Genomic DNA, 25,301 nt, shown 5'->3' on the forward strand with positions numbered 1-25,301 from the left:
AAGTCAGCGGTGATATCATATCTAATGCTTTACAGGTCAATAATTACCCATATTAATGATTTGATTTGTTACTTATTCATTATCAATGACAACTTAATACCTACTAAATCAAAAAGACTAAAACCTTTTTTTGTGAGATGGATGTCCACATCGCTAAATAGAGGTTTATTAGTATAGACCTGCATGAAATCTACCTCTACAGCAGTAGCTAGAACACTTGATAAACAACGACTAGCTCCTTCCAAAACTGGAATCTCTCCACCCTGAACATAAATCTGGAGATAATCTATGTCTGTGTTTAATCCATTACTTCCCCAAAAAACTTCATCTATCGTTGTAGTTTCTAATTCTAGCGTAGACATAACTTTATACATATCCACCACCAAAAGGCGCCAAATACTCTTCATTAGGTGGATATAGGCTACTACACGGTTGATATTTTTTTAGATGAAGGGTGGCTTTACCTACAGAATCCCAAATAGCATGAGGAAGATGTTTTTTATTCCAGTTGAATTGACGATTTTTTATATCTTTGTTCATTTCATGACCAGCAGAAGGATCAGCCTCAAATCCATAAATTGTTAAATTAGGTGCAAAACTTCCCCAACCATCTCGCTCTGCGTAATCCTCATTAAACTCCTTAAGCTTACGAGAGCCGACAATACAAATCGTGACGTGAATCTGGTTTAGATGTCCACTTTTCTTGAGACTTGGTAGAAATAATGACATGATACGAACTTCTCCTTTTCCTAATAAATAACGTAAACAGTAAATTCAAACCAAGCCCAGGGACAATATCTAGGTGTTGTGGGGCAGGATTCCAGAGAGGGTTAACTCCCAATTGGCATAGGAAATCAAGCCATATCCTAAAGCTTCAGGAGGAATTAAGCTACGGTTGTGCTGCGCTTCAACACCCTCCCATACTTCCTGTATACCACCCGGTACATGAGAGTAATCATGATTTTGATGAATGACTAAATTAGCTTTGGTTGCATCAACAATCGGTTTTTTAGAGTTTAGCGCCATGTAGACTAATCCATTGTCCCAAGCTACACGTCCAATCAAAAAATTAGGTATTTGAGGCCACAAATTTCGGGTAAATACTAAATAATCAATATAACAATCTTCACGGAGTTTCCCCGATCTAGCTACTAACTCCCTTAACTGATTTTCCCAATCATAGACACCTAAATCCAACATTACAGGAATATCAACATCATTTCGACGACCTATCATCAAAAAATTCTCAAATTTAGCTTTTACTTTGTCAATTGCTGGCATGAAATCACTTGTGAGAATGATATCTGCATTAACATATACTAAAATATCTGTTGATGAAATTCTTTGAGCTTGTTCAAACATATCATTCAGAAAAATTGTTCCATATTCATTACGTTTTACATTAGGAATATGGCGCAAACCCAACTCGCTTGCTATTTTAGCTGCTCCTTGTTCATCTCCAAACAAAATAATTTCAGGGCGAGGCTCAAGTAATGTCCAACTTTTTAACGCATTACGTTGAATTACCCTAGAGTGTCCGACAAAAGGCTTTGCTGTTGCAAAAATAGTTATGCAACTTCTGGATACTTGACTTCGGGCAGAATTCTGATTGCTTCTACTGAATATATCAATGGGTGGGTGTCCGCGCTCCAAGTCTGTCTTAATTTGCAGGAGTTTAGATTGCGATCGCTCCAAGTCTGTCTTAATTTGCTCTAACGAAGATTCTTTCTTCGACAATTCTAGTTTATGTTGATTCACGCTTGTGGCTTTGGACTCTTCTCTCCGCTGCTTTTCTCTCACATTCAGCCTTTCTTGATACAGTTCCATGTCATCAATTAATATATGTTCTAGATCATTCATCGTTATTTTTTCTTCTTTGCTACTCAGCAACTGCATAGCAACCGCTGAAGTTTTTCTTAGGAAAACTGTCCTGCCAGTATACCATTATAGCTTGTTGGCTTAATCGCAACTGCCTGACGAACCAATTGTTTCCACTCTTCTGAGTTGGTGAGTGAATAGGTATCGAGTTGTCGCCCTTTTTCTAAGGAGAAATTTGCAAAACTCTCTAACCAGTTGACGATTGTTTCTGTTTGGGAAGAAGGCGTGCATTTTAAGGATTCGTGCAAGCACTTTTGCATCTTGCCCACATCGCCGTTTTGGTAAGCATACCACGCATCCCAGACTAGAAGTCTGTAGGGCATCTGACTCTGAACACCTCGATCACTAACCGCATCTTGCTGGAAATGCGATCTATCCAACTCTTCTTGACTACGATGGAGTTGAGACTGATAATGCTGACATTCTTCCTGAACTTGGGCAAGTTGAGACTGATAATTCTGGGACTCTTCCTGAACTTGGGCAAGTTGAGACTGATAATTCTGGGACTCTTCCTGAACTTGGGCAAGTTGAGACTGATAATTCTGGGACTCTTCCTGAACTTGCACCAGTTGAGACTGATAATTCTGGGACTCTTCCTGAACTTGCACCAGTTGAGAGTAGAACCGCTTCAATTCATGTTGAAGTTGATGGTTTTGAGACTGTGACTGCTGCACTATTGCTTCTGTCTGACGCTGCTGAGCTTGGGACTGTTCCAATTCTCCTATAACCTGGACAAGTTGAGAGTGCGATCGCTTCCATTCCATGCTCCTGCTGCGGAGTTTAGACTGCGACTGTTCTAATTCTCCCTGAACTTGTCCAATTTGAGAACCCAATCGCTCCGCTTCCAACTGAATATGCTCTACTTGGGAGTTGCACTGTGCTAATTCGGCCTGAGTTTGATGCAGTTGAAAACGAGAGCGCTCTAATTCCCACTCAATTTGATGCAGTTGAGAATTCTTGTGTGCTAACTCTGCTCTATTTTGATGCAGTTGTGACTGCGACTGTTCCAATACTGCCTCAGTGGAGCGCAGTTGTGACTGCGACTGTTCCAATACTGCCTCAGTGGAGCGCAGTTGTGACTGAGATTGTTCCAATACTGCCTGAGTGGAGTGCAGTTGTGATTGAGATTGCTCCAACTCTGCCTGAGTGGAGTGCAGTTGTGATTGAGATTGCTCCAACTCTGCCTGAGTGGAGTGCAGTTGTGACTGAGATTGCTCCAACTCTGCCTGCGTCGAATGCAGTTGTGACTGAGATTGCTCCAACTCTGCCTGCGTCGAATGCAGTTGACCTTGATACTCTTGCAACAGTGTCTCAGCTTGTTGCATTTGATCTTGGAATTGTTCCAATACTTCCTGTGTTTGATGCAGTTGACTTTGGTACTGTTGCGCTTCCCCCTGAATCTTTTGGAGCAGAGCCTTACACTGTTCCAACTCCTCTCTAGTCTGGTGCAACTGAAACTTAGACAGCTCTAATTCTTCTGTTCCCGATATTGTTATTACATTTTTATTGTTTCCTGAACCATCGCTTGGGGGGGTTGTTTCATTATAGGGAGCGCAAACTTTTGCAACTTCATCTTGGGCTATATTAAAATCCCGAAAAGCAATAATGTTTCCATAGCCACCCTTCGGATAAAATATTGAATCTGGTTCTAAAGTAGACGATTGCAATTCAAATATTTTGGCTTCTGTATCAACCGCATTATCTATCATAATGCTGCAATTATATCCGCACTCCTTCAAGGCTCTGATACACTCCATAGTAGCGCCCACATACTTGGGCGACCAACCATATTGACCTTTTTCCTTATAGTCGCCACCCCCATATTCAAACATAACTACGGTTGGCAGCCAAGCTTTGGGTAATCCCCCCAATTTAGTAAGAACCGTAGACTCCGCACCTTCTATGTCTAGCTTTAAACAAGTTACTTTTTGAGCGTTTAAGTTTAACAGTAATTTAGATAAGGTCAATGATTGTACTTCTCGTGTTTCTGTAGAAACACCAAACCAGTCCGACTCAAGAGAAGCATAATTACTATCCCATCCAGCAGCCGCATTTCCTAAATGAATAGTCTTAGTGCCGTTGACATCTGATAGACAGGCTTCTATCAAAGTGATGCCGTCATATTGACACAAAACCCGCACTCCCTCCACAGGGAGGGGTTCAACGGCGATAGTTTTAAATCCCAGCATAGAAAACATCTCGCAGTAAAATGCAAATGTTCCCACCCCAACATCTATACAAAGGCCTTCTCGCTTTTCGTCTACCAGGGGAAGAACATAGCTTAAAATTCTTTGACAACAAGCTTCCACACGCATCAGCAATCCTCCTAACTTATGATTTTGATTCCAAAAATGAGTATGTAATAAATATTCTATTTTTAACTTTTACTCGCTCTAGGACAACCTACTCCCAAAATGGTTTCTCAGAAGCTTACCACAAATGAGGGTAATTTTTGCCCGATCGCCCCCAATGAACTCCAAATGAACTCAAGCCGTTGCCTTTCCAAGGATATCAGACTTCAGACCTCTGAGGATGTTCCCGCACGCACGAGGTATTATAGATGGCCGATCGCCCCTTGCCCTCAGCCATCGAGCTTAACAATAGATATTACCCCAAAAATCAACACAGGAAGACGATCGCACTCAATCGATCGACCAACACGCGCGATCGGGTAAACTAGAAAGGTCGATCGGGCTCTACCCGCGTGCCATTGACTCAAAGCCCAACTTCTGCATCAGAGTCAAGCACTGGACTCGGCACATACAAAATTAAATTAAAGTCGATCGAGGCAGTTTACTGCGATCGCCGCTTAAAAATAATTGTCTCCTCAGCTTGCTTAAATTCTATATCAAACAAATCAAACACCACCTCTCGACCCAAAAGTATTTCCTGGCAAAAATCTGTTTGTGCCCAAGCGACAGGCGCACTAAAAACATGACCATCTAACTCTATTTCCACCTCTCGTAATAAATATTCAATACTGCCACCAACTCCTTCTGCTTTATTATTAATTTCTCCTTCCGCCTTAGCACAGCCTAAATCCCTCCCTAATTTCTTGGTGATTAAACTGAGTTCAGCGCCCGAATCAACAAGTATTTTAACTTTCACTGCGTTATGAGACTTCATTATTAACTCATACTTAGGTTGCCAATCGTGAGCTTTTAATGTCCTCATTCTCACAGGATAAAAGCGGATAGGTTCTACAAACTCGCTTTCAAATATACGCTCAATTACATAATCTAAGCTTGACAAGCTTGGATCGATACCACTCTTCATTTTGTCATAATCGCGATCGTGACTAATCACCCCTTTGTTAGTATAAGCTATCCACTCACCCCGATATTTTTTTAACTCCGGTCGATGAGCTTTATACCAATCATTGGCTGTAGGATACTCTGGTTCCATAATTAAATCACTTTCTTGTATTTTATAAAATCATCTATCCTTGGGTTAATGATATCTCTCGCTACAAAATTTTATCAAACATAATTTACTTTTGTCGCGATCGGGCTTTTGTATCCCATTCTACTACATAGGGTAAGTTTTGCCCGATCGCCCCAATGAACTCCCAATGAACTCAAGCCGTTGCTTTCCCAAGGATATCAGACTTCAGCTCTCTGAGGATGTTCCCGCAAAACCAGGTATTATAGACAAGCGATCGCCCGCCAAGCCCTAAGCCATTCAGCTTGGAACAAAATTATCTATCCAAAAAGTAAACAAGCCAAAATCAACCCAAAAAAAGCTGTGACCCAATTCGACAAAGGCAATCAACTTCTACAAGGAGGTAAGTTTAGAGAGCTAACAGCCTCAACTGCACCACAGATAGCAAATTAACATCAAATCCGACAAGTAGCTCGGAAATAAAAATTTGGAAATAGCTTAAGGAGAAGCGACATGAGCAACATAGTAGAGCAAGATGAGAACTTAATTTTGTGCGTAGATGAGTCCTGGTCGGATGACTATGCTATTGGGATTCGGGGTTGGATTGTCAGCAAAAAGGGAAGTTTAGAGCAAGTTGAAATCTGTGTGGGCAATACTTGCGTGCCAATTACTTCTTGGCATCCGCGCCCTGACATAGCGATAGCGCTACCGCAATACTACAACGAAAAATGTGGCTTTGTGGTTCATCTAAACCGCACTGCTCAGCACAATGCCACATTTTTTGTGAAAGTTCCGGGAGGAACATCAAGTAAGACCATAGCTTTCGCCGGATCGAGACCACCTGAACCGGACAGAAATATCTTCCCCGAAGGTGGTGGAATTCACGGCGAGTTTATGCAGTTAGTCAATGATAAACATCTCAAAGTTTTAGAAATTGGCTCGCGAATCGTCTCCCCCGGAACTGTCAGCCACAGGCAATTATTGAGTGGCGCAGCTTCTTACACCGGCTTTGACTATTATCCAGATGCAAATACAGATGTGGTGGGGGACGCTCATAAATTGTCTCAATACTTTCCCGATAGGCGGTTTGATGCTGTTTTTTCTATGTCCGTGTTGGAACATTTAGCAATGCCTTGGGTAGCCGCAATGGAAATTAATAAGGTGCTAGAAATAGGAGGATTTACCTTTCATCACACTCATTTTTCCTGGCCTTCCCATGAGATACCTTGGGACTTTTGGCGTTTCACGGACGAAGGTCTTAAGGCTTTATTTACGCCAGCGTTAGGATTTGAAGTGATCAAAGCTGCTTTTCACGAACCGATGCGCTTGCACTTTGATTATCTGAGGCCTAGCCAAGAAAGATTTCCGCTTACTCCTGTATTTGGAGGAGTAGTCATCCTTGCTAAAAAAGTAGCAGAGATTAATTGTGACAAGTTCAGATGGGATGTAACACTGGAAGATGTTTTGATACCAGGCAGCCATTACCCAAAACCAAATACTTAAGTGTTATGTTCCCTATGCTTTCAGCTTCGCTAAAGCTGAAAGCATACACTAGGTCAATTGATTGAGTTGCAAGAGGCGGCGCAGCATTAGGTGGCTGATGGTTAATTGAAGGTATAAGAGAGACTTGGCTGTAGTTTGATCGCTTGTTGATAATAAGCGCGATCGCTTCATCCTATTCCCCAACCACAGTCATAATTTCCTTTAACTTATCATGAGCCTCAGAAAAACTTGGGTTTAAATAAACAGCCCTGCGGTAACACACGATCGCCCGCTCCTGCTTCCCTTGCTCTAACAGAGTATTGCCCAGGTTAAAGTATTCCTCTGCCGTTGTTTGAGGTTCCAAAATCACGGCTGCATAAGAACACTCGACAGCTTCATCTGGCTTACCAATTTGCGAAAAAACCTTAGCCAAGTTACGGTAAACACCAGCAAAATTCGGTTGAATCGCGATCGCCTTTTGGTAAGATGCGATTGCTTCTTGCCACTGTTGCTGCTGTGCGTGAATAGTCCCCAGGTTTGCTAAAGCTTGAGCAAAATCAGGTTGAATTTCCAAAGCGCGAAGGTACCAACTCTTTGCCTCATCCAGTTTACCCTGAGCTTGCAAGACATTCCCCAAAGTCTTGTACGCCGGAGCAAACTTGGGTTGAATCTTTAATACTTGCTCGCAAACTGCGATCGCATCTTCTAACTTTCCTTGAACTAAATACAACTCTGCCAGTTGATTTAACGGAGCTGCAGCACTCTCCATTTGTTGCAGTTGAGCCTGAACTTCGATGAGCTGAGACTTAGTTTGTGCGAGTTCTTCCTGAGTTTTTTGGTATTGAACCTGCCGGAGTTCAAGCTCTTCTTTAATTGGTTGCAGTTCTTCTTGAACTTCTTGTAGTTTAGTTGTAAATTGCTCAAATCCCCCTGCATTTTGGTGCAGTTTTGTCTGAGATTGCGATCGCTTCAATTCTTCCTGGGTTTCGTCTGGCTGAGAATCCAGTTGTCTGACTTCTTTGGATAAGGCATCTGTTCCAGCATCTTCAAGCTGTAACTCTCTGTAACTTTCTTGCCAGAGTTCAACATTATGCCAATAATTATCATTGGCAAGCTCTAAAATAATGGCAGGTACGTTTTGGCTTTGAATATCTTCTATTTGAGTCGGTTTAGGGCCGTGAAAGTGCAAAATCTTCGAGGCTGGATTTGTAGACCAATAAGACTTCCAATTCAGCGTAACATCTAGCCTCTCCCACTTATCTGCAAAAAACCTGTTATAAGCACCTTGGTCGAAAGCTAACTGGATAAGTTCGTCAAAATTCCTATCAATATATTCATTGAATTCTTTGTCTATTTTTTTGAGGTTTTTGACATTCATGTACAAAACCCCACTATTCATATAACTCCAATCATCTGGCGAAAATTCAGGTGCTGCTGCTAAAAAATTACAATCAAATTCCTCCAAATATTCGCACACATCGTCAACAAACATCACATCGCAATCTGTGTAGAAAATGTATTCATCATCTATGTCATAAATTTCTAAAATTTGCGGAATGTCTATTCTCAGTAAAGCTCCTGCTGCTACACTCCTGCCAGGTTCGTGTCGTGGGGTATTGAGCTTATCATAGTGGCGACTTCTATGATGTATGATTTCCACATGATTTCTCCTTAACCAATCAGTTAGTTCGTTTTCTTGACCATCATAAATACAAAACGGTTGTAAAGATGTTCTTTTGATGGCTGTATAAACGGCAACTTTAATCATTTGAGCATAAGCTTCAAATGCCGGGCTATCACTATTAACAGCAAAAAACCATTTTATTTGATTCTTTTTCAAGGAAGCTTTATCATCTAGTCTTTGAATGCGAGCGCGCGATTGAAATTGATATTTCTCTAGTTCTACTTGCATCCGATTCACCTTAGATTGCCAGCAGTCTTTTTCTATCACAAGTTGCATTATTTTAGATTGAGATATTGCTGAATTAACAGCTTGCTTCACTTGAGGAATTAAACGCTGGACAGTCAAATCTTCCACTTCATTTCGATCTCTGGATTCTACAACTTCCAAATCTTTGATAAAGAAAACAGCATCGCCTCGCATCACCTTTTCTTTCATTTCTTGTCGAGAGCGAGTATAGTAATGATTGAGCCGCAACTTTTTGGTTGAAACTCTTTCTGTTATTGAACCACCTAAAAATTCTTTGTTTTCTGTAACTATAGAATGTTCTTGATTTGCTGGCAGGAAAAAATGAGGACACTGAGGGCGCAGGATTTTGTCCGGTTGTACGATACTTTTTACATACCTATTTGGCTCATAGTCATCTTCCGAGCGCCTAGTATAATTTTGTATCTGTAGTCCTTCTGGTTTAGTTTGATGCCCTGAAGAGCCAAAATATAGCATATTGACTGCTACTCCAGCCACCCCATTAAATTCTGCCAAGACTTCTTTTAAATCCTCCTTTTCTGTAGGAAATAAAAACTCATCCACATCTATAAAAGCCATCCATTCTGATTCTTGTCTGTAATTTTCCAGACAATGCTCGTATGCCAATATTTGTCCGGGAACAAATGGCCAATCGTGCAAAATTACTTGCCCAGAACGAACATACTCTTCAATAATATCAATCGTGCCATCACTGCTATTATTGTTGTATAAATAAAATCTTTCAACCCCTACTATTTTATGAAACTCTAACCACTCTATTAGGTAGGGAGCTTCATCTTTCATAATTGCACAAACGCTGAGGTGACACTTTTCTCTTTTATTTTGTTGAACAGTTACAGTTGATTGAAATTCGTTTTCAGTTGGTTGCAATTGCAGCCATCCCATCTGAACGCGGGTGTTATCTTCCAAGATGACTTCAATATGTATTTTTGATTCCGTGAGATTTTCTGTTAATTCTAATACGGTTGAATAACCGCTGTATTCCGATCTAGGGATTCCAGGAAAGGCATTTTTCACATCGGGGCGATATTTCCACACAGGAATGCTACTGATAACTCGATCGTCAACCAGTAATTCAACACTCTTAGCTAAAGATTTTTTACCTAACACCCACCCGCCAATCAAAATCTTACCAGTATGTTGGGAACCTTTCGCGGGCGCGTCTATACTAAATCCCCACAGCAACTCAGTATCTTCTGAAGATATTGATACGGAATCTATCGTTTTCACACTTTTCACTTGGTGTTGAAACTCTGGGGCTATCGCCTGATTAGGATTATCGCGCAGCAGTGGCTCGCTATTCCAAGGATCGAATGCAATCATTTTTTGCATTTGCAAGTGGGGACGGAAGAAAAATTTGCACCGTTCATTTAGCATCGATGCGGCAAACGAGAATGTGCTATTGGAAATTGCCAAAACATCGCATTGGCTCAAAATGTAAAAATCAGGATAGAAAGGTGCTTCTGGCATTTCTACACCCAAATCTTTGACTGTTATCGGATTGTAATTCGCAAAATCCCCGACAACCGTTTCGATTTCATCGCTAGCAATAAACAAAACGGGTTCATCTAGAGTTTCCCACAGACCGTCCAGCCATTCCTTGTACCATCCACTCGGAGCAACGGTCAGATACGGCACAACAGTATGAACGCTTCTGTAATCACCGCGCCGCAAATGTAATCCAACAACTGTTTTACCTTTGGAACGCAAGCGATCTAGAGCCTCTATGACCTTCCCTTCGACTTCTGGTAGAGGTTTGAATAAAGATTGGAAATATTCTTTATGTTGGGCGTGATATTGAGTGTGAAACTGAAAATAGCCCTGGAAGTCTACATTTTTCAACGGTTCCGGTGCATTGAGAATTGCCGACTCGGAAAGTTTGTAAGGCTGCGCTTGTTCTCCAACTAGAGGTAAAGGCTTAGAAATACGCGCATCATGGTGACCGAATAGATACTGACCGATCCAAGCTGGTGTTTCTACCCTAAGATTGTGTTCCCTTGCGTAAGTTCTCAAAAACGCATACAGAAATATTTGATTTCCCAACCCAGCCATATTCTCCATGCCCAGTACGGATGAGGTAATCGCTGGTTTTTTCACATAGATTGCATCTCCCCAAGATGGGTGAATTGGGGTTGTGGTTGCTACCCGCTGAAAACCGTGGCCTTCGAGAAATTCGTCTAACTGGTCAATTAACGCGCAGCCTTCATACAGTTCTTCGTAATTAACTTCTGTGTTGATTAACTCAACAGATTTCAACCAATTGGTTGCTCCTTGCAAAGCCAAGAGTTCTGCACCTTGGATATCTATATTTAATATATTAAAGTCTGAAGGATTGAGTTCCTGTTCTTGCAGTAGAGTATCGAGTGTTTTGGACTGTACTGTTATTTGATGAGTTTCCGTGATGTGGGGATAAATCTCTTGATGGTGCTTCAAAGGCAGAATAGAACTGCTTTGATCGAAGGAAGTAACGTGCAAATCCACAGTACCATTGTGATCGCCGATCGCACAGTTGACCGAGCGGACATCGGGCATCCCGGTTAGATTTGTTTGCAGGCGTTCAAATACCGTTGGGTTGGCTTCTACGAACAGCACTTTTTGCGCGCCCATTTGTTGATATGCCGTGATTTCTATGCCTTCATGAGCCCCAACATGAATCACGCCACGTGGCGCGATGGCATACTGCCGACCAAGTTCCTGTATGTTAAGCTTTCCGTCGGTTACTTCACCCAAAACATTGGAGCGGAATCGCTCATTAACAGCCAAGAAATTGCTGAACTCAAAGTTTTCATCCTCTGGCAAAAAGGTGGGTTTGTATTCTAACCTATCCGGCAAAATCTTAAAAATTGAATAGCGGAATTTTTCCAAATACTCAAATGCTTCTTTTAACGTTGTTTTTGAATCGAGATAAGTTCCACCATATTCAAATTGCAGATAATCTACTCTACCTGTTTCTAGAAAATATTTAGCTCCATAGAGAACATCTAATTCGCCTCCCTCAACATCTATTTTGATAAAATTAATTCTTTTAATCCCGTGGCGCTGACAGTAATTGTCGATAGTTGTCGTCAAAACTGGTATTTCTTTAGGCGGATTCAGCCACCCTTCTTTTTCAACATCGAACCGGCGGTAAAATGTACTCAAGAGTGGATTGGCTTCGTAATAATAAAATGTCTTAACTTCTTCCTTCTGCCCTACAGCTAGATTGTTTGAAATTACTTTTTTATCTAGGTTCTGAATCAGCTTTTTGTAGACATGAGGAATTGGTTCAAACAGGTGAATTTCTACATCATTTCCTTGGCTCACCACTTCCGCTGTCCAATCCCCAGCATTAGCACCTACATCAAAAACTACATTTTTTTCCTTAATAAATCTCGCGACCACTTGGCTTTCACCACTACTTTGAAAGGTGGTATTTATTATTTTTTCTGTTTCTTTCTTTTCTTCTGGGGGCTTGGGCAAAGCAGTAGCTACCCGCAGTTCACCTGTTCGCGAAAACTCTTCCCATGCCTTAGTATTAGCATCTTGACAAAACTGAGCTAAAACTGATTTCGCTCGTTCAGGCACAGAAACTATGGCATCTTCAAAAATAACGGTATATCTGCTTGTTTTCGCCGATAGTGTAGCAATTATTTCATTAAGGCTCGGCCACTGTTCTATACGGTGAGGACTTGGTGGGGGAGACAAAAACAATCGAGCATCGTCAATCAGGATAAAATGTTCGCATTCAGAATTATTGATTATTTCCAATTCTTCAAGCAGCGGACACTCATCATCTTCTCCCGCTGTACCGCCGCCCATCCAATGAGCATCTAACCAAAACAGAGCAGGCTCATTGAGTTGAGGAACGACTAATTTAAGTTGTTCTTTTGTATGACCCCACAAAAATTCTATATTTTTTACATGGCTGTAAGCACTGGATGTAGATTCATATATGTGCTTAGCAAATTCTATTGTGAATACCTTTTGAAAATGCTCTGCCGCCCACACAGATGTGCTGCCTTGAAAAGTCCCCGTCTCTACAAATGTTGGCAAATTATATTCATTTTTCAGCACCAACATTAGCTGTTTGCAATCTCCCAAACCCATCTTAATTACTCCTATACATTTTTTTTAAACACATACCTACAGTCTCTCTGAACCAGCCTTTTTTTTGGCAGTGTTTAGAGATTAACATATCTTGGCTGCCCGTGAGATTTCAAAGACCTCATCCTGACAAGATAAAACCTAACTCGTTCCACAAATTCACTTTCAAATATACGATCGAACACATAACCCAATTTAGGTATATCAGCCGGAATCCCGTCCTTCATCTTTCGATAATCGCGATCGCAACTAATCACACCTTAGTTAGTATAAGCTATCCACTGACCCCGATATTTTTTCAACTCACGGCGATTGGCCTTATACCACTCCTTAGCTGTCGTATATTCTGCCTCCATATTTTCACCTGATAATTTCCCCTCCAATCTGCCTCGCTTCCACCATCATCCGCACCACATCAGGCATCTTATACTTCGCCTCCCATCCCAATTTTTCTTTTGCTTTAGCCGGATTTCCCCTCCCAACTGCAATCTCCGTTGGTCTGTAGAGACTAGCATCGGTTACTAAATGTTCCTGCCAATCCAAACCCGCAGAAACAAACGCTGTCTGCACAAACTCCTCCAAAGGATAGCTTACACCCGTGGCAATTACATAATCGTCCGGTTCATCCTGCTGCAACATCAAATACATCGCCTCCACATATTCCGGCGCCCAACCCCAGTCCCGCTGCACTGAAATATTTCCCAAATGCAGTTTTTCGGAACTACCCGCAGCAATTCGGCACACAACAGATACAATCTTTTGGGTGACGAACCTCTCCGGCCGCAGCGGCGACTCGTGATTGAACAGAATACCAGAACAAGCAAACAAATTGTAAGCTTCCCGATAATTCGCTACTTCCCAAAATGCCGTTGCTTTCGCTACCGCGTAAGGACTTCTGGGGCGAAAAGGCGTATTTTCATCCGCTGCACTGCCTCCAGTATCCCCAAAACATTCGCTAGAACTGGCATTGTAAAGTTTAATTTTGCCACCAGTAAACCGAATTGCTTCTAACAGATTTAATGTGCCTGTGGCAATGCTTTCGAGGGTTTCTACGGGTTGTTCAAAAGACAGACCGACGGAACTTTGACCTGCTAGATTGTACACCTCATCTGGCTCTATTTTGGCAAGCACTTGCAAGACGCTGCGAAAATCGTTGAGAGACATGGATTCTAGTTTTACTCTGTCTCGAATGCCCAAACGGCCCAGGTTTCCGAAACTAGACATTTGGGCGTCCCTGGAAGTGCCGCAAACTTCATAACCTCGATCGAGCAAAAGTTTAGCTAAATAAGCTCCGTCTTGACCTGATATACCACAAATTAGCGCTTTTCTCATACCACATTTGGCTTCCAAAACTACACCGTAGCTGTTGCTCTTTTTCCAGTTGTTTAACTTTTAGAAGTCGGAATTTTTATTTTTTTAATATTTGGGGTTTTCGGAGAACTTAACCAAAGCAATTTTAAGCGCTTACTACAAACAACAAATTTATCATCAAGCAGACCCGAAAGCCCGATCGAAGTATTATTGCAAAAAGTTCGATAGCTGGGAGTAACAGCATACAGATATCGTAGGGAGACGGCACTGCCCATTGGTGTCAACTTAACGTCAAACCCTGTCACAGACTGCTGTTTGACTATTAACCCTAGATCCCCCCTAGCCCCCCTTAATAAGGGGGGGACAAGAGTATTATCAAAGTCCCCTTCTTAAGGGGGATTTAGGGGGATCTAGACTTGGCTATAAACAAGAGATACCAAGGCTTTCAGGCTTAAGTTGACACCTGTGGACACTGCCGTGTCCTGCGCCATATTTCATTGTCTCCTCGCCAACTATCGACTGCCAAAAGTCTCTACCGCTCGAAAACAGAAATAATCAGTCAGCTAGAAATCGACTCAAAAGTACAAAATATCAGCATTTTTTACCTTCTGCCGAATGACTAATGCCTTCTGCCTTCGGGTACTAGGCTTCCCAACGTTCGGCGACTAATTCAGCCAAGTCAACCACCCGCTGACTGTAGCCCCACTCATTGTCGTACCAAGCCAACAGCTTCACCATGTCGCCATCCATCACCAGCGTCAAGCTGGCATCCAGTATCGAAGAAGCATCGTTTCCGCGATAGTCGCATGAAACTAAAGGCAAATCGTTGTACTCCAAAATCCCTTTCATGGAGCCAGAGGCAGCTTCTTGGAACACTTGATTTACTTGCTCGGTAAAAGTCTTTTTCTCTACCTGAGCCACAAAATCCACTACGGACACATTGGGAGTCGGCACGCGCATGGCAATACCATTTAACTTACCCTTCAATTCTGGAATCACCAAAGCCACAGCTTGCGCCGCTCCGGTAGAAGTCGGCACAATATTCATCGCAGCAGCCCGGGCCCGCCGCAAATCTCGGTGGCTGGCATCCAGCAAGCGCTGGTCGCCAGTATAGCTGTGGGTAGTGGTCATCATGCCTTTGACGATGCCAAAATTTTCGTGCAGCACTTTCAGTACAGGAGCCAGACAGTTAGTAGTACAGCTAGCATTGCTGATGACTGTGTAGTCACTGTGCTTGTAGTTGTGGTGGTTGACTCCCATCACATAAGTGCCAACTTCAGAACCCTTGCCGGGAGCGGTAATTAGCACTTTTTTAGCGCCGGCAGTGATATGCTTCGATGCACCAGCTTGGTCAACGAAGACACCGGTTGATTCAATAATCAGATCAATACCCCAATCTTTCCAAGGCAAGTTTAGCGGGTTGCGATCGCTCACGCATTTAACTGTCTTCCCATTTAGGGTAATGGAATTTTCATCCGCACTGATGTCCACATTCTTCAACGTTCCCATCATGGAATCGTATCTGAGCAAGTGAGCATTACTTCTGGGATCGGAAGTGTCATTAATAGCTACCAACTCTAGCTGGCTGTTTTCTCTGCCCAGCCAGCAGCGCGCAAAACTGCGCCCGATACGTCCAAAACCATTGATCGCGACTCGAATCACTTTAGTACCTCCTAACGATGGCAGCCCCTAGCTCAGGCTTAAATTTTGGAAAAATTTAAGAATTGACTTATGACACAAGATCATATCGCAAAGGTCGATCCTTTATAACTTTTTGTGTCGATCAAAAAAGCTTGAACTTTTCTAGAAGGCTGAAATTGCAAGGCAGAAGGCATTAGGCTTTCTGCCGCTGGTTACTGGTAAAGCTGATGGGCAGCAATATAAGTTTGTACAACTTCCGGGACTAAGTAGCGGAGGTTGCGACTTTCGGCGCAGCAGCGGCGGATGTGGCTCGACGAAATCTCGATCGCAGCCATGGACAGCACCTCCCAGCGAATTTTCACGTCCAAAAGAGCCATTTGTTCGGCAACTCGTCGGCCCACAGCATTTGCCTGAACCTGCATCCTGTCTCCCCCGGAATCGATGGGTTTTCCACTCGGACAATCTCCCCACTCTGACACTCCCTCTATCTCCTGGCTTTCTCCTGTCTCCCCATCTCCCTGAGTCGGACGTGGGGCCACCAACCAGTCGCACAACCGGGCAATTTCGGCGCACCGGTGCCATTTGGGGAGAGTAAGGAGTGCGTCACTACCAATAATCCAGTACCAGCGATGATCGCCTGGATACAATTTTTGCAAATACAGCAGGGTGTCGATCGCAAAACAACTGCCTCTGGGATTTGCCGACGACGGCGAAAGTAGGAAGTCGGGGCGATCGCCGATCGCCAGAGCGAGCATTTCCCGGCGCTGCTCAAAACTTGCCAAATCCGGGCGCTCTTTGTGAGGAGGAGAGCGATCCGGTACCCAAATGACTCGATCGAGATTAAATTGACTCGCCGCCGTCTCGGCCACCAACACGTGACCCCAGTGAACCGGATCAAAAGTCCCCCCCAAAATCGCTATTTTCCCCATATTTCCCCAAAATCAGGATTAGTAGAGACATCGCGCCAATTTTATGTTTATACACTTTTAACCGTAAGCTCTATCACTTTTCCACTTATTCGACTAACTGAATAACTTGGTATATATACAACTAAGTGAGAATACATATTATCTATAGTTGAGTTGCGATCGTGTCAATCTCTGACTTTCAAGAAAAAATGACCGTACAACTAGATAAATGACTACAAAATGAGCGAAATTTTGTTGTTCGTGGTAGTGTTTGTAAATCCTTATGGGTTTTACCCTCAATCTTGGTAGAAAGGTTGTGGGGCTTTTGCTGCCGTATCCCAGCACAGCAGGCGGATCGAAATAGAAAGAATGCAGGAGTATGCAATCACCCAAAATTAGTCTATTGACCCCGACCCCAGACCCCGTTTTCTGTTACCTGCAATTTTCGAGCTGTGACTGTTCCGGAAAACTACTCGGTACTAAGTCATATAGGATACAAGACAAACATCTCTACAAGTCCCGTAAATCTAGGGACGCGCAGAGAATTTTGTACAAAATCTCTAGCGAACTGTATCCTGAAAAAACAATTCTTGATATGATATCGCGTGTTATTGGCGTGGTGTGGTGTGTGAGGAGCAAAGATGCCGAGTTCTGTTGATTTTAGCGGTAGACCATTTCATTTCATCGGCATTGGTGGGATTGGGATGTCAGCCCTTGCCTACATTCTAGCTAAACGCAAGTTGCCTGTGTACGGCTCCGACATTAAATCGAGTCACATAACCGAGCGCTTGCAAGGAATGGGAGCTCATATTTTTTGGAGTCAAGACGCCAGCAATTTTGAATTATTTCAAACGGCCCTCAACGGTAGCAGTCCCGACTGCGGGCAACAGGAAAGGGCAGTATCCTCGATAGTCGCGGGTACGGTAGGGACTTCTGTCGCGACAGCCAAAGCTCTCCAATTGAACGGCAACGGTTCAAGCGCCCAAGCAATTCCGGGATTGCCTCAAGTAGTATGTTCGACGGCTATTCACCCAGCAAATGCCGAATATCGAGCTGCTTTAGATTTGGGCTGTCCGATTTTTCATCGATCGGATGTGTTGGCAGCGTTAATTCAAGATTACCAAAGCATAGCCGTAGCCGGGACTCATGGCAAAACTACTACTAGCAGCTTAATCGGCTTCATGCTGATGGCTGCCGGTCTAGACCCAACCATCGTAGTAGGAGGCGAGGTAAATGCTTGGGAAGGCAATGCCCGTTTGGGGGAAGGCCCCTACTTAGTTGCCGAGGCTGATGAATCCGACGGTTCTCTTGTTAAGCTAGTAGCCAAAATTGGCATAGTGACGAATGTTGAACTGGATCATCCAGACCATTACGATACCCTTGACCAGGTAATAGACACATTTAAGGTGTTTGCCCAAAACTGTCAAACCTTGGTGGGCTGCATTGACGACCAAATCGTCAAAGACTGCCTTCAGCCTAATGTCAGTTATAGCTTGCAGCCCGACAGCGGTGCTGACTACACGGCTTCGGGCGTGGAGTACGGAGCAGAAAGCACCAAGGCCCGGATTTGGGAGCGAGGAACTTTCCTAGGGGAAATGGAGTTGAAGTTGCTGGGCACACACAATCTCAGCAATGCACTAGCTGCGGTAGCAGTGGGCCGATTGTTGGGGTTAGAGTTTTCGGCCATTGCCAAAGCGATTGCTGGCTTTGAAGGAGCTCGCCGCCGTTTTGAGGTGCGGGGCTTTCACAATGAGATCCTGTTTGTGGACGACTACGCCCACCATCCTAGCGAAATTCGTGTCACCTTGGCGGCGGCTCGCTTGCGGATCGAAGGTAGCGAAAAAAATCCCAAATCCCGAAGAGTGGTTGCAATTTTTCAACCCCACCGTTACAGCCGGACTCTTACATTTTTGCCAGAATTTGCTCAATCTTTTGGGGATGCTGATTTGGTTGTGGCTTGCGATATTTATAGTGCTGGGGAACCAAATTTAGGAGAAATTAGCGGGCAGCAAGTTGCTGATTTGATTGCTAAAGAAGGCCGAGATGTTGAGTTTGCGCCTTCCCTAGAGTCAGTCACTAAGTTTTTAACCAAAAATCTGCAACCGGGGGATTTGGCTCTGTTTTTGGGCGCTGGTAATCTGAATCAGATTATTCCAGAGGTTATGGCTTTTTATCAACAAGCCGATCGCCCCGATTAGCTCGCGAACTGAGTAGAGTTGATCGACATTATGGCGTGGCACGTTGTGCCGAAACTTCTGTCGGACGGCTCGCTCAAAGCGGCCACATAAGTTAGCTAAACGAATTTTCAACCACGTCTTCGAGCGAAGGTATTTTTAAGGATTTTCAAGATGGTGACTATCTCGAATGACTCCTCTGTTAAGGACAATCGGCGAGTGTATTCTCCTATTTCTTTGCGGGGAACTGATTGCAAGATTAATTCCCAAGTTTCGCTGGCGGGCCTGACTTCCTTCCGAGTCGGTGGCCCGGCCGAGTGGTACGTTGCTCCCCGCAGTATGGAGGCTTTGCAAGCGAGTTTTGCCTGGGCACACGATGAGGGGGTGCCGGTGACTCTGCTGGGTGCAGGTTCTAATTTGTTGGTGAGCGATCGGGGTTTGTCCGGTTTGGTCGTCGGCACTCGCTACCTGAAACAGGTGAATTTTAATCCAGAAACAGGTCAAGTTACAGCGGGGGCGGGAGAGTCAATTCCCCGCCTCGCTTGGTTGGCGGCTAAACGGGGCTGGAAAGGTCTAGAATGGGCAGTCGGCATACCGGGTACGGTGGGAGGGGCTGTGGTGATGAATGCAGGCGCTCACAGAGGCTGTACTGCTGATATTCTAGTCAATGCTCGCGTCCTATCCCCTGGCGGCAAGGTGGAAATTCTGACTCCCCAAGAGTTGGAGTACCGCTACCGGACTTCGGTGCTGCAAGGGGGCGATCGGCTAGTAACAGAAGCGACTTTCCAGTTACAGCCGGGATTTGATCGATCGCAAGTAATGGCAGAAACTAATGACCATTTCAGCCAGCGGCGGACAACTCAACCTTACCACTTACCGAGCTGTGGCTCAGTCTTCCGTAACCCCGGCCCCAAGACGGCAGGTTGGTTCATCGAACAAGCGGGACTGAAGGGATATCAGATCGGCGGCGCACAAGTGGCTCAGCGCCATGCTAATTTTATTCTTAACTGCGGGTCGGCAACGGCCAATGATATTTTTCAAGTGATCCGCCACGTTCAACAGCAAGTCGAGCAGCGGTGGTCGCTGTTGTTGGAGCCAGAAGTTAGAATACTGGGAGAGTTTCCCTTCTAAGGCATCATTGAAGTAATACGGAAACGGCAGACTGCCAACCCACACACCATCAAAAAGTAGTTATGACAAAATCAGGACAAGGATTTGGCTTCGGCCTGGGAAAAATGAAAGAACTGACTGAAGCTTTCAAAAAAGCTCAGCAGGTTCAAGAAGGAGCTAAAAAGCTCCAAGAAGAGTTGGATGTAATGGAAATTGAGGGAACAGCCGGCGGCGGCTTGGTCAAGGTTTTTCTCAGTGGCAACCAAGAACCCCGCCGCGTGGAAATCTCACCGGATGCCCTCGGTGAAGGTGCTGATGTGGTTTCTGAACTCGTCACGGTGGCGATGCAGGATGCTTACGCTAAGTCTACGATGACGATGCGGGAGAAAATGGAAGAACTCACCGGTGGACTAAATCTCCCCGGTTTCGGTTAGTCATTAGTCATCAGTCAATTGTTGACTGTTGACTGTTGACTGTTAACTGTTGACTGTTGACTGTTGACTGTTGACTGTTGAGTGATTAAACTTTCTGGAAAACCCCTATACTAAGGTGCGTCGCTGCTCCATGTTCGATAGAACTTGCAGATTGACTCTGAAAGCGACGCACCCTACAAATTAGCAGTGTTGACTGACTAATAACTAATAACTAATAACTAATAACTAATAACTAATAACTAATAACTAATGACTAAATTATTATTTGTCTGCCTCGGAAATATCTGCCGATCGCCCTCAGCAGAAAATATAATGAATCACTTAATTGAACAAGCTGGTTTGAGCGATCGTATTAGCTGCGATTCTGCCGGAACTGCTAGCTATCACATTGGCAGCCCCCCTGACAGGCGGATGGCATTGGCGGCCAGGAAGCGAGACATTGAATTGTTAGGCGAAGCCCGCCAATTTACCAGGAAAGATTTTGAAAATTTTGATTTGATTCTGGCGATGGATCGGGATAATTATCGCAATATTCTTGCCCTGGATGCGGCTGGAAAGTATAAAGATAAAGTGCGGCTGATGTGCGATTTTTGCCAGAAATACGACCTTAAAGAAGTGCCAGATCCTTACTACGGTGGCCCGGAGGGATTCGATCGAGTAATTGATTTGCTGCACGATGCTTGCGAGGGTTTGTTGGAGTACGTTGTCAGTCAAGAAAAATTAACAGTTGGCGGTCAGCAATCAATTTAAATTAAAAAAGTGCCTTTTTCCGCCCGAATATTAGCCATGCTGTAGGGGGGACAACGCTAACAAAACTCGTAACTAGGGAGATAAAAGTTGTTCCCGCTCCTCCTCCCAAGATGATACTGGGTGACAAAGAAAAAGTTAAACTTGTCAATACAAAATGGGGAGAATTGATACTCAAAGCCGCAATTGGCAGCAAAATAGATGGATACCAAGGCATTAGCCAAGGTGTAGCAAACAAAAACAAAGTGAGAGTCGTCCATCCAATATCTGATACCAAATTAATTTCCGAATATTTTTTGCGGAATAATGATTTAATTAACGTCCCTGTATAGTAAACAATCCAGCTTAAATACGCAAAATATTTGACTAATAATAGAATACTTTTCCTAGTTTCAACACTTACATTGGGCAAAAAATTCAGAAATAGATTGATGCCATGGTGAAACGATCGAGCGGTTGCCCCGGCGGTTCCCGGATTTAAAAGACTTCTCCAAGCTGAAACTGTTGGCAGAAATGTATAAGTTATCACCGTGATAATTAATAAAGAAAGCAAGACTGATGCTGCTAAATCTTTCCACCGACGCTGCTTGCATAGGAAAGCAAAAACTAAGGGTAGCCAAATTATAGGTAAGGTTTTTACTAAAAAACCTACCCAAATTGCCAAAATTGCCAAAACATAACGTTGGTAATAAATACATCCTATTAAAACGATCAATGTATTGGCAAGAAGAACGTCAAGGTGAGCATTAGCTATTTGCTCGTTCAATAGCATGGGATTGACTAAATATGCCAGTGTTATGAGGTTACGGTTTTCAGAATTTATTAGCAACCGCCAAATTAAGTAGCCATTGAGCGTGTGTACCAACACGCAGATTATTTTAAAAATATAAACTGCTAGTAAAGGGCTAATTGCTCCACCCAGGGCTGATAGGGCAAAAAAGAATAAAGAAACGGGGCCGTAGGTAGAAGTTTGCCCCCAGTGGAGAAAGGGAGATAAGTTAGAAACGAAGCTAGCGGAACTATTCAGATAAGGATTAATTTTTTGTAAGGTCATCGCTCCGTAATGCAAGTACAAATAAATGTCACTGCTTTGGGGATAAGCTATGAGGGCAAGTGCGAGGAAGGGGATTGCATACTTGCAAATGTCTAAAAAGTTGAAATTTGTGTGCTTTTTTTGAATTAACCAGATAATATATGTAACTGTTGCTATCAAGTAGGAACCGTTAATTATAAGTCGGATGGGGCTGAAACCGCTGGTAGGGAAATCGTTATAGTTGTCTCCACCCTGTAAAACGCTGTAATACTTGGTGATTCCCATAGAGGTCATGGCCATACAGAAAATTATGGAAGATGCTAATGCTGCAGCATATAGAATTTTCTGATTTTTTAAGTAATTGTTGACCATGATGTTATTTATTTAGTGTGGTAAGTGCAGGTAACTTTCTTCGTTGGCAGTTATCTGACTAAATGATGTTCCATCGCAAAGCGAACGAGTTCTGCTCGGTTGTTACTGTCAGTTTTTCTGAATAAGCTGCTGACGTGCTTTTCGATAGTTCGAGGGCTGAGGTGAAGTCGGGAGCCTATTTGAATATTAGAAAGACCTTCTGTCAGCAAATCTAGCACTTCTCGTTCTCGCTGGGTCAAAGTCGGGGCGTTTTCGCTTGGAGATGCCCGTGAAGCGGAGCCATCCCGTAGGGAATCGCCTGTGTTTGACTTTTGAGTTAAAAAATCTTCTTCTGGCTTGTCATTGGCTCTGCTGCGTGCCTCTGTTGGCGTCGGTTCTGGTTCCGGGGAACGAGAGGGTGCCTGAGCGATTAGAGCGTAGCGATCGAGCAAAGAGCGAATAACCGCCCCCAACTCCTGGAGTTCAAAAGGCTTAGCCAGATAATTGTCGCACCCCATCTGATAGCCACGAATCCGTTCCTGCGTGCTCGTGCGTTCCGTCAAAAAAATCACCGGCAGCAAGCGGAAAGCGGGACGAGTCCGAACTCGTCGCACGAATTCGTAGCCATCCATCTCGGGCATTGTAATGTCGGTAACAATCAAGTGGGGCTGAAATTCATCTACCAAGCCTAAAGCTTCTTTGCCGTTCTCAGCAGCGATTACAGAGTATCCGGTAAATTCTAGATAATCGGTAATTGACAAGCGAGTCGCGAAATCGTCGTCAGCAACCAGAATCGTTAATGGCATGGGGGAATTAAAAATTAAACATTAAAAGTGAAATTAATCACTTTTAATGTTTAATTCTACTGTTTAATTCTCTTGATAACTTGCAGTTAAAGTAGCCGGTTGTCCTAATTTGCCCTCCAAAGCTACGCCGCGCCCGTTGGCTGCCAAATGCCGCAGAGTTTTGTAAATTGTCTCGATTTGCTCTGGTCTTCCTGCTTTTTTTGCTATTTCTGCTACAGACAGAGGTTTTTGGGTGTCTTTGAGCACTTGTAGTACCCGTTGCTGCAAGTCCAATACAGCAGCGGCTGCTTTTTTGCCTGCTTCAACCCCTGGCTGGTGATAGGCATTGACATTCACCAAGGAACCGTAAAAACCTACGGCTCTTTCGTAGAGGGCGATTAATGCTCCTACTGTCCGAGGGTTGACTTGGGGAATTGTGACAGTAATGGAATCTCGGTGATTTTCGTACAAAGCTTGTCGAGTTCCCTGCAATAAACCCGACAAATAATCTCCGGAAGTGACGCCGGTTTCTACTTCTGGGGAAATGCCTTGTCTGTCTTGCAAAACTTCGATAAATGTTAGGAAGAAATTCGGCACGCCGTCTCGCAGTTGCTGGACGTAGGCGTGTTGATCGGTGGTGCCTTTGTTGCCGTAAACTGCGATACCTTGATGAACTGTGTTGCCGTCTAAATCTTCCTGTTTGCCGATCGATTCCATGACTAATTGCTGCAAGTAGCGGCTGAACAATAGCAGTGAATCTTTGTAAGGCAAAACTACCATATCTTTTTCGCCACGTCCGTTGCCAGCAAAATACCAGGACATTGCTAACAAGGCGGCGGGATTGTTTTTAATTTCGGTGGTTCTGGTAGCTTCGTCCATGACTTTAGCGCCGTCTAGCATCGCCCGAATGTCGATGCCTTGCAAAGCGGCTGGCAAAAGTCCGACTGCTGACAATTCGGAAGTGCGTCCTCCCACCCAATCTGCCATTGGAAAAGTGGTAATCCAACCTTCGGATTTGGCTAATTTGTCTAGTTGGCTGTCAACTCCGGTGATGGCAATTGCTTGTTTGGCAAAATCCAGTTTTTCGGCGGCGAAGGCTTTTTGAACTTCGATCATACCGTTGCGGGGTTCGGGGGTGCCGCCGGATTTGGAGATAGTAATTACTAGGGTGCTGGCGAGTTTGTCTTTGATTTTGTTAAGGATGCGATCGATCCCAGCCGGATCTGTGTTGTCGATAAAATGTATTGCTAGGGGCGGAATGTCTGGGGATAAAGCTTCGGCGACAAATTGGGGGCCGAGGGCGGAACCGCCGATGCCGATCGAAATTATGTCGGTAAATTGCGGAGCAAAGGGCGGTTTAATATCGCGGTTTTGAACCTTCTTGACAAATGCTTCGACTTGTGATATGCCTTCGACTATTTCTTGTTTTAATTCTGGAGTGGGAGCTAAATCGGGGTTTCGCAGCCAGTAGTGGCCCACCATGCGGTTTTCGTCGGGATTGGCGATCGCACCTGCTTCCAAAGCTGCCATGTCTTTGAAAGCTTTGTCAAATTTGGGCTTCAGTGCTGCTGCGAAAGCGTCATCGAATCCCATGCGGCTGATATCGAGGTAAAGTCCCAATCCCTCGTGATAGTAAAGCCAGTCTTGATAGCGTTGCCAGAGTGCTGCGGCGTCCATAGGAATTCTCTACAATTTTTTTAATGTTCGATCGGCGTCGTCAGGAATCCACCAATTGTAGTTTAAAACGATCTGATGTACGGCTTTTGCACAATCCCAATAAATTTAATCATTAGTCGTCTGAAGGCAGCCGGTTCTGAAGGCAAGCAGAGCATTCGGCAGAATTAAACAATAAAAATATGACTTGGGCAACACTCTTAGTAGGTAGATCCCCCATTAATGGCCACACCCCATAGATAGAGCGAAGAGGCACAGAGATTTAACTGTGGTCGGCGTTGGCGTTTGAGTTCTGGTTTCACAATATTCAAATTCCGGCGATCGGGATGTGTAAAATAGGCATTGCCGTGAGGTTAAATAT

The 25,301-nt window shown here is 44.0% G+C and carries 17 protein-coding genes; 5 read left to right on the forward strand and 12 right to left on the reverse strand.

Features of this window, described 5'->3' with window-relative positions; all coding sequences use genetic code 11:
- Positions 1 to 68: 68 nt before the first annotated feature.
- From QUA07_RS00510 to QUA07_RS00530, 5 genes are all read right to left on the reverse strand, one after another.
- Entirely contained in the window at positions 69 to 362 is a 294-nt protein-coding gene (locus QUA07_RS00510) for an FkbM family methyltransferase (protein ID WP_333321548.1), read from the reverse strand.
- Between the two features lie 4 nt (positions 363 to 366).
- Positions 367 to 729, reverse strand: a complete 363-nt coding sequence (locus tag QUA07_RS00515) for a hypothetical protein (protein WP_333321550.1) — start codon at positions 727 to 729, stop codon at positions 367 to 369.
- A 69-nt stretch (positions 730 to 798) separates the two neighbouring features.
- Positions 799 to 1,860, reverse strand: a complete 1,062-nt coding sequence (locus QUA07_RS00520; protein ID WP_333321552.1) for a hypothetical protein — start codon at positions 1,858 to 1,860, stop codon at positions 799 to 801.
- Between the two features lie 56 nt (positions 1,861 to 1,916).
- Positions 1,917 to 4,193 carry an FkbM family methyltransferase gene (locus QUA07_RS00525; RefSeq protein ID WP_333321554.1) on the reverse strand — a complete coding sequence of 759 codons (2,277 nt, stop codon included), beginning with the start codon at positions 4,191 to 4,193 and terminating at the stop codon, positions 1,917 to 1,919.
- Between the two features lie 478 nt (positions 4,194 to 4,671).
- Positions 4,672 to 5,283, reverse strand: coding sequence for a DUF5678 domain-containing protein (locus QUA07_RS00530; protein WP_333321556.1), 612 nt, complete (start codon positions 5,281 to 5,283; stop codon positions 4,672 to 4,674).
- A 489-nt stretch (positions 5,284 to 5,772) separates the two neighbouring features.
- On the opposite strand from QUA07_RS00530, the gene QUA07_RS00535 reads away from it, so the two are divergent.
- Positions 5,773 to 6,762 carry a methyltransferase domain-containing protein gene (locus tag QUA07_RS00535; protein WP_333321558.1) on the forward strand — a complete coding sequence of 330 codons (990 nt, stop codon included), beginning with the start codon at positions 5,773 to 5,775 and terminating at the stop codon, positions 6,760 to 6,762.
- A 172-nt stretch (positions 6,763 to 6,934) separates the two neighbouring features.
- Here the strand turns inward: QUA07_RS00535 and QUA07_RS00540 are convergent, their stop codons facing one another.
- From QUA07_RS00540 to nadD, 4 genes are all read right to left on the reverse strand, one after another.
- The gene (locus tag QUA07_RS00540) at positions 6,935 to 12,775 is read right to left on the reverse strand and encodes an FkbM family methyltransferase (RefSeq protein ID WP_333321560.1); all 5,841 of its coding nucleotides are present in this window, start codon (positions 12,773 to 12,775) and stop codon (positions 6,935 to 6,937) included.
- Between the two features lie 357 nt (positions 12,776 to 13,132).
- Positions 13,133 to 14,104: a GDP-mannose 4,6-dehydratase gene (locus tag QUA07_RS00545; protein ID WP_333321562.1), complete on the reverse strand. Its 972-nt coding sequence runs from the start codon at positions 14,102 to 14,104 to the stop codon at positions 13,133 to 13,135.
- Between the two features lie 621 nt (positions 14,105 to 14,725).
- A complete protein-coding gene (locus tag QUA07_RS00550; RefSeq protein ID WP_333321564.1) occupies positions 14,726 to 15,745 on the reverse strand; it encodes a type I glyceraldehyde-3-phosphate dehydrogenase in 1,020 nt (339 codons plus the stop codon).
- A gap of 191 nt (positions 15,746 to 15,936) precedes the next feature.
- Positions 15,937 to 16,653, reverse strand: coding sequence for a nicotinate (nicotinamide) nucleotide adenylyltransferase (gene nadD / locus QUA07_RS00555; protein ID WP_333321566.1), 717 nt, complete (start codon positions 16,651 to 16,653; stop codon positions 15,937 to 15,939).
- A 620-nt stretch (positions 16,654 to 17,273) separates the two neighbouring features.
- Between nadD and murC the strand changes: the two genes are divergently transcribed.
- From murC to QUA07_RS00575, 4 genes are all read left to right on the forward strand, one after another.
- Positions 17,274 to 18,830, forward strand: a complete 1,557-nt coding sequence (gene murC / locus QUA07_RS00560; protein WP_333321568.1) for a UDP-N-acetylmuramate--L-alanine ligase — start codon at positions 17,274 to 17,276, stop codon at positions 18,828 to 18,830.
- A gap of 150 nt (positions 18,831 to 18,980) precedes the next feature.
- Positions 18,981 to 19,937 (forward strand): UDP-N-acetylmuramate dehydrogenase, encoded by a 957-nt coding sequence (gene murB / locus QUA07_RS00565; protein WP_333057143.1) that lies wholly within the window; start codon positions 18,981 to 18,983, stop codon positions 19,935 to 19,937.
- Positions 19,938 to 19,999: 62 nt separating this feature from the next.
- On the forward strand, positions 20,000 to 20,350 hold the full coding sequence (locus QUA07_RS00570) for a YbaB/EbfC family nucleoid-associated protein (protein WP_006634273.1): 351 nt from the start codon (positions 20,000 to 20,002) through the stop codon (positions 20,348 to 20,350).
- A 249-nt stretch (positions 20,351 to 20,599) separates the two neighbouring features.
- Entirely contained in the window at positions 20,600 to 21,100 is a 501-nt protein-coding gene (locus tag QUA07_RS00575) for a low molecular weight protein-tyrosine-phosphatase (RefSeq protein ID WP_333321570.1), read from the forward strand.
- Between the two features lies 1 nt (position 21,101).
- Here QUA07_RS00575 and QUA07_RS00580 read toward each other — a convergent pair whose 3' ends face one another.
- The 3 genes from QUA07_RS00580 to QUA07_RS00590 form a co-directional block, all read right to left on the reverse strand.
- Positions 21,102 to 22,502 (reverse strand): hypothetical protein, encoded by a 1,401-nt coding sequence (locus QUA07_RS00580; RefSeq protein ID WP_333321572.1) that lies wholly within the window; start codon positions 22,500 to 22,502, stop codon positions 21,102 to 21,104.
- A 50-nt stretch (positions 22,503 to 22,552) separates the two neighbouring features.
- Positions 22,553 to 23,287: a response regulator transcription factor gene (locus tag QUA07_RS00585; protein ID WP_333321574.1), complete on the reverse strand. Its 735-nt coding sequence runs from the start codon at positions 23,285 to 23,287 to the stop codon at positions 22,553 to 22,555.
- Between the two features lie 63 nt (positions 23,288 to 23,350).
- Positions 23,351 to 24,943 carry a glucose-6-phosphate isomerase gene (locus QUA07_RS00590; protein WP_333321576.1) on the reverse strand — a complete coding sequence of 531 codons (1,593 nt, stop codon included), beginning with the start codon at positions 24,941 to 24,943 and terminating at the stop codon, positions 23,351 to 23,353.
- Positions 24,944 to 25,301 lie beyond the last annotated feature (358 nt).

Origin of the sequence: Microcoleus sp. T3_A4 (assembly GCF_036700465.1) — a bacterium.
GTDB lineage: Bacteria > Cyanobacteriota > Cyanobacteriia > Cyanobacteriales > Microcoleaceae > Microcoleus.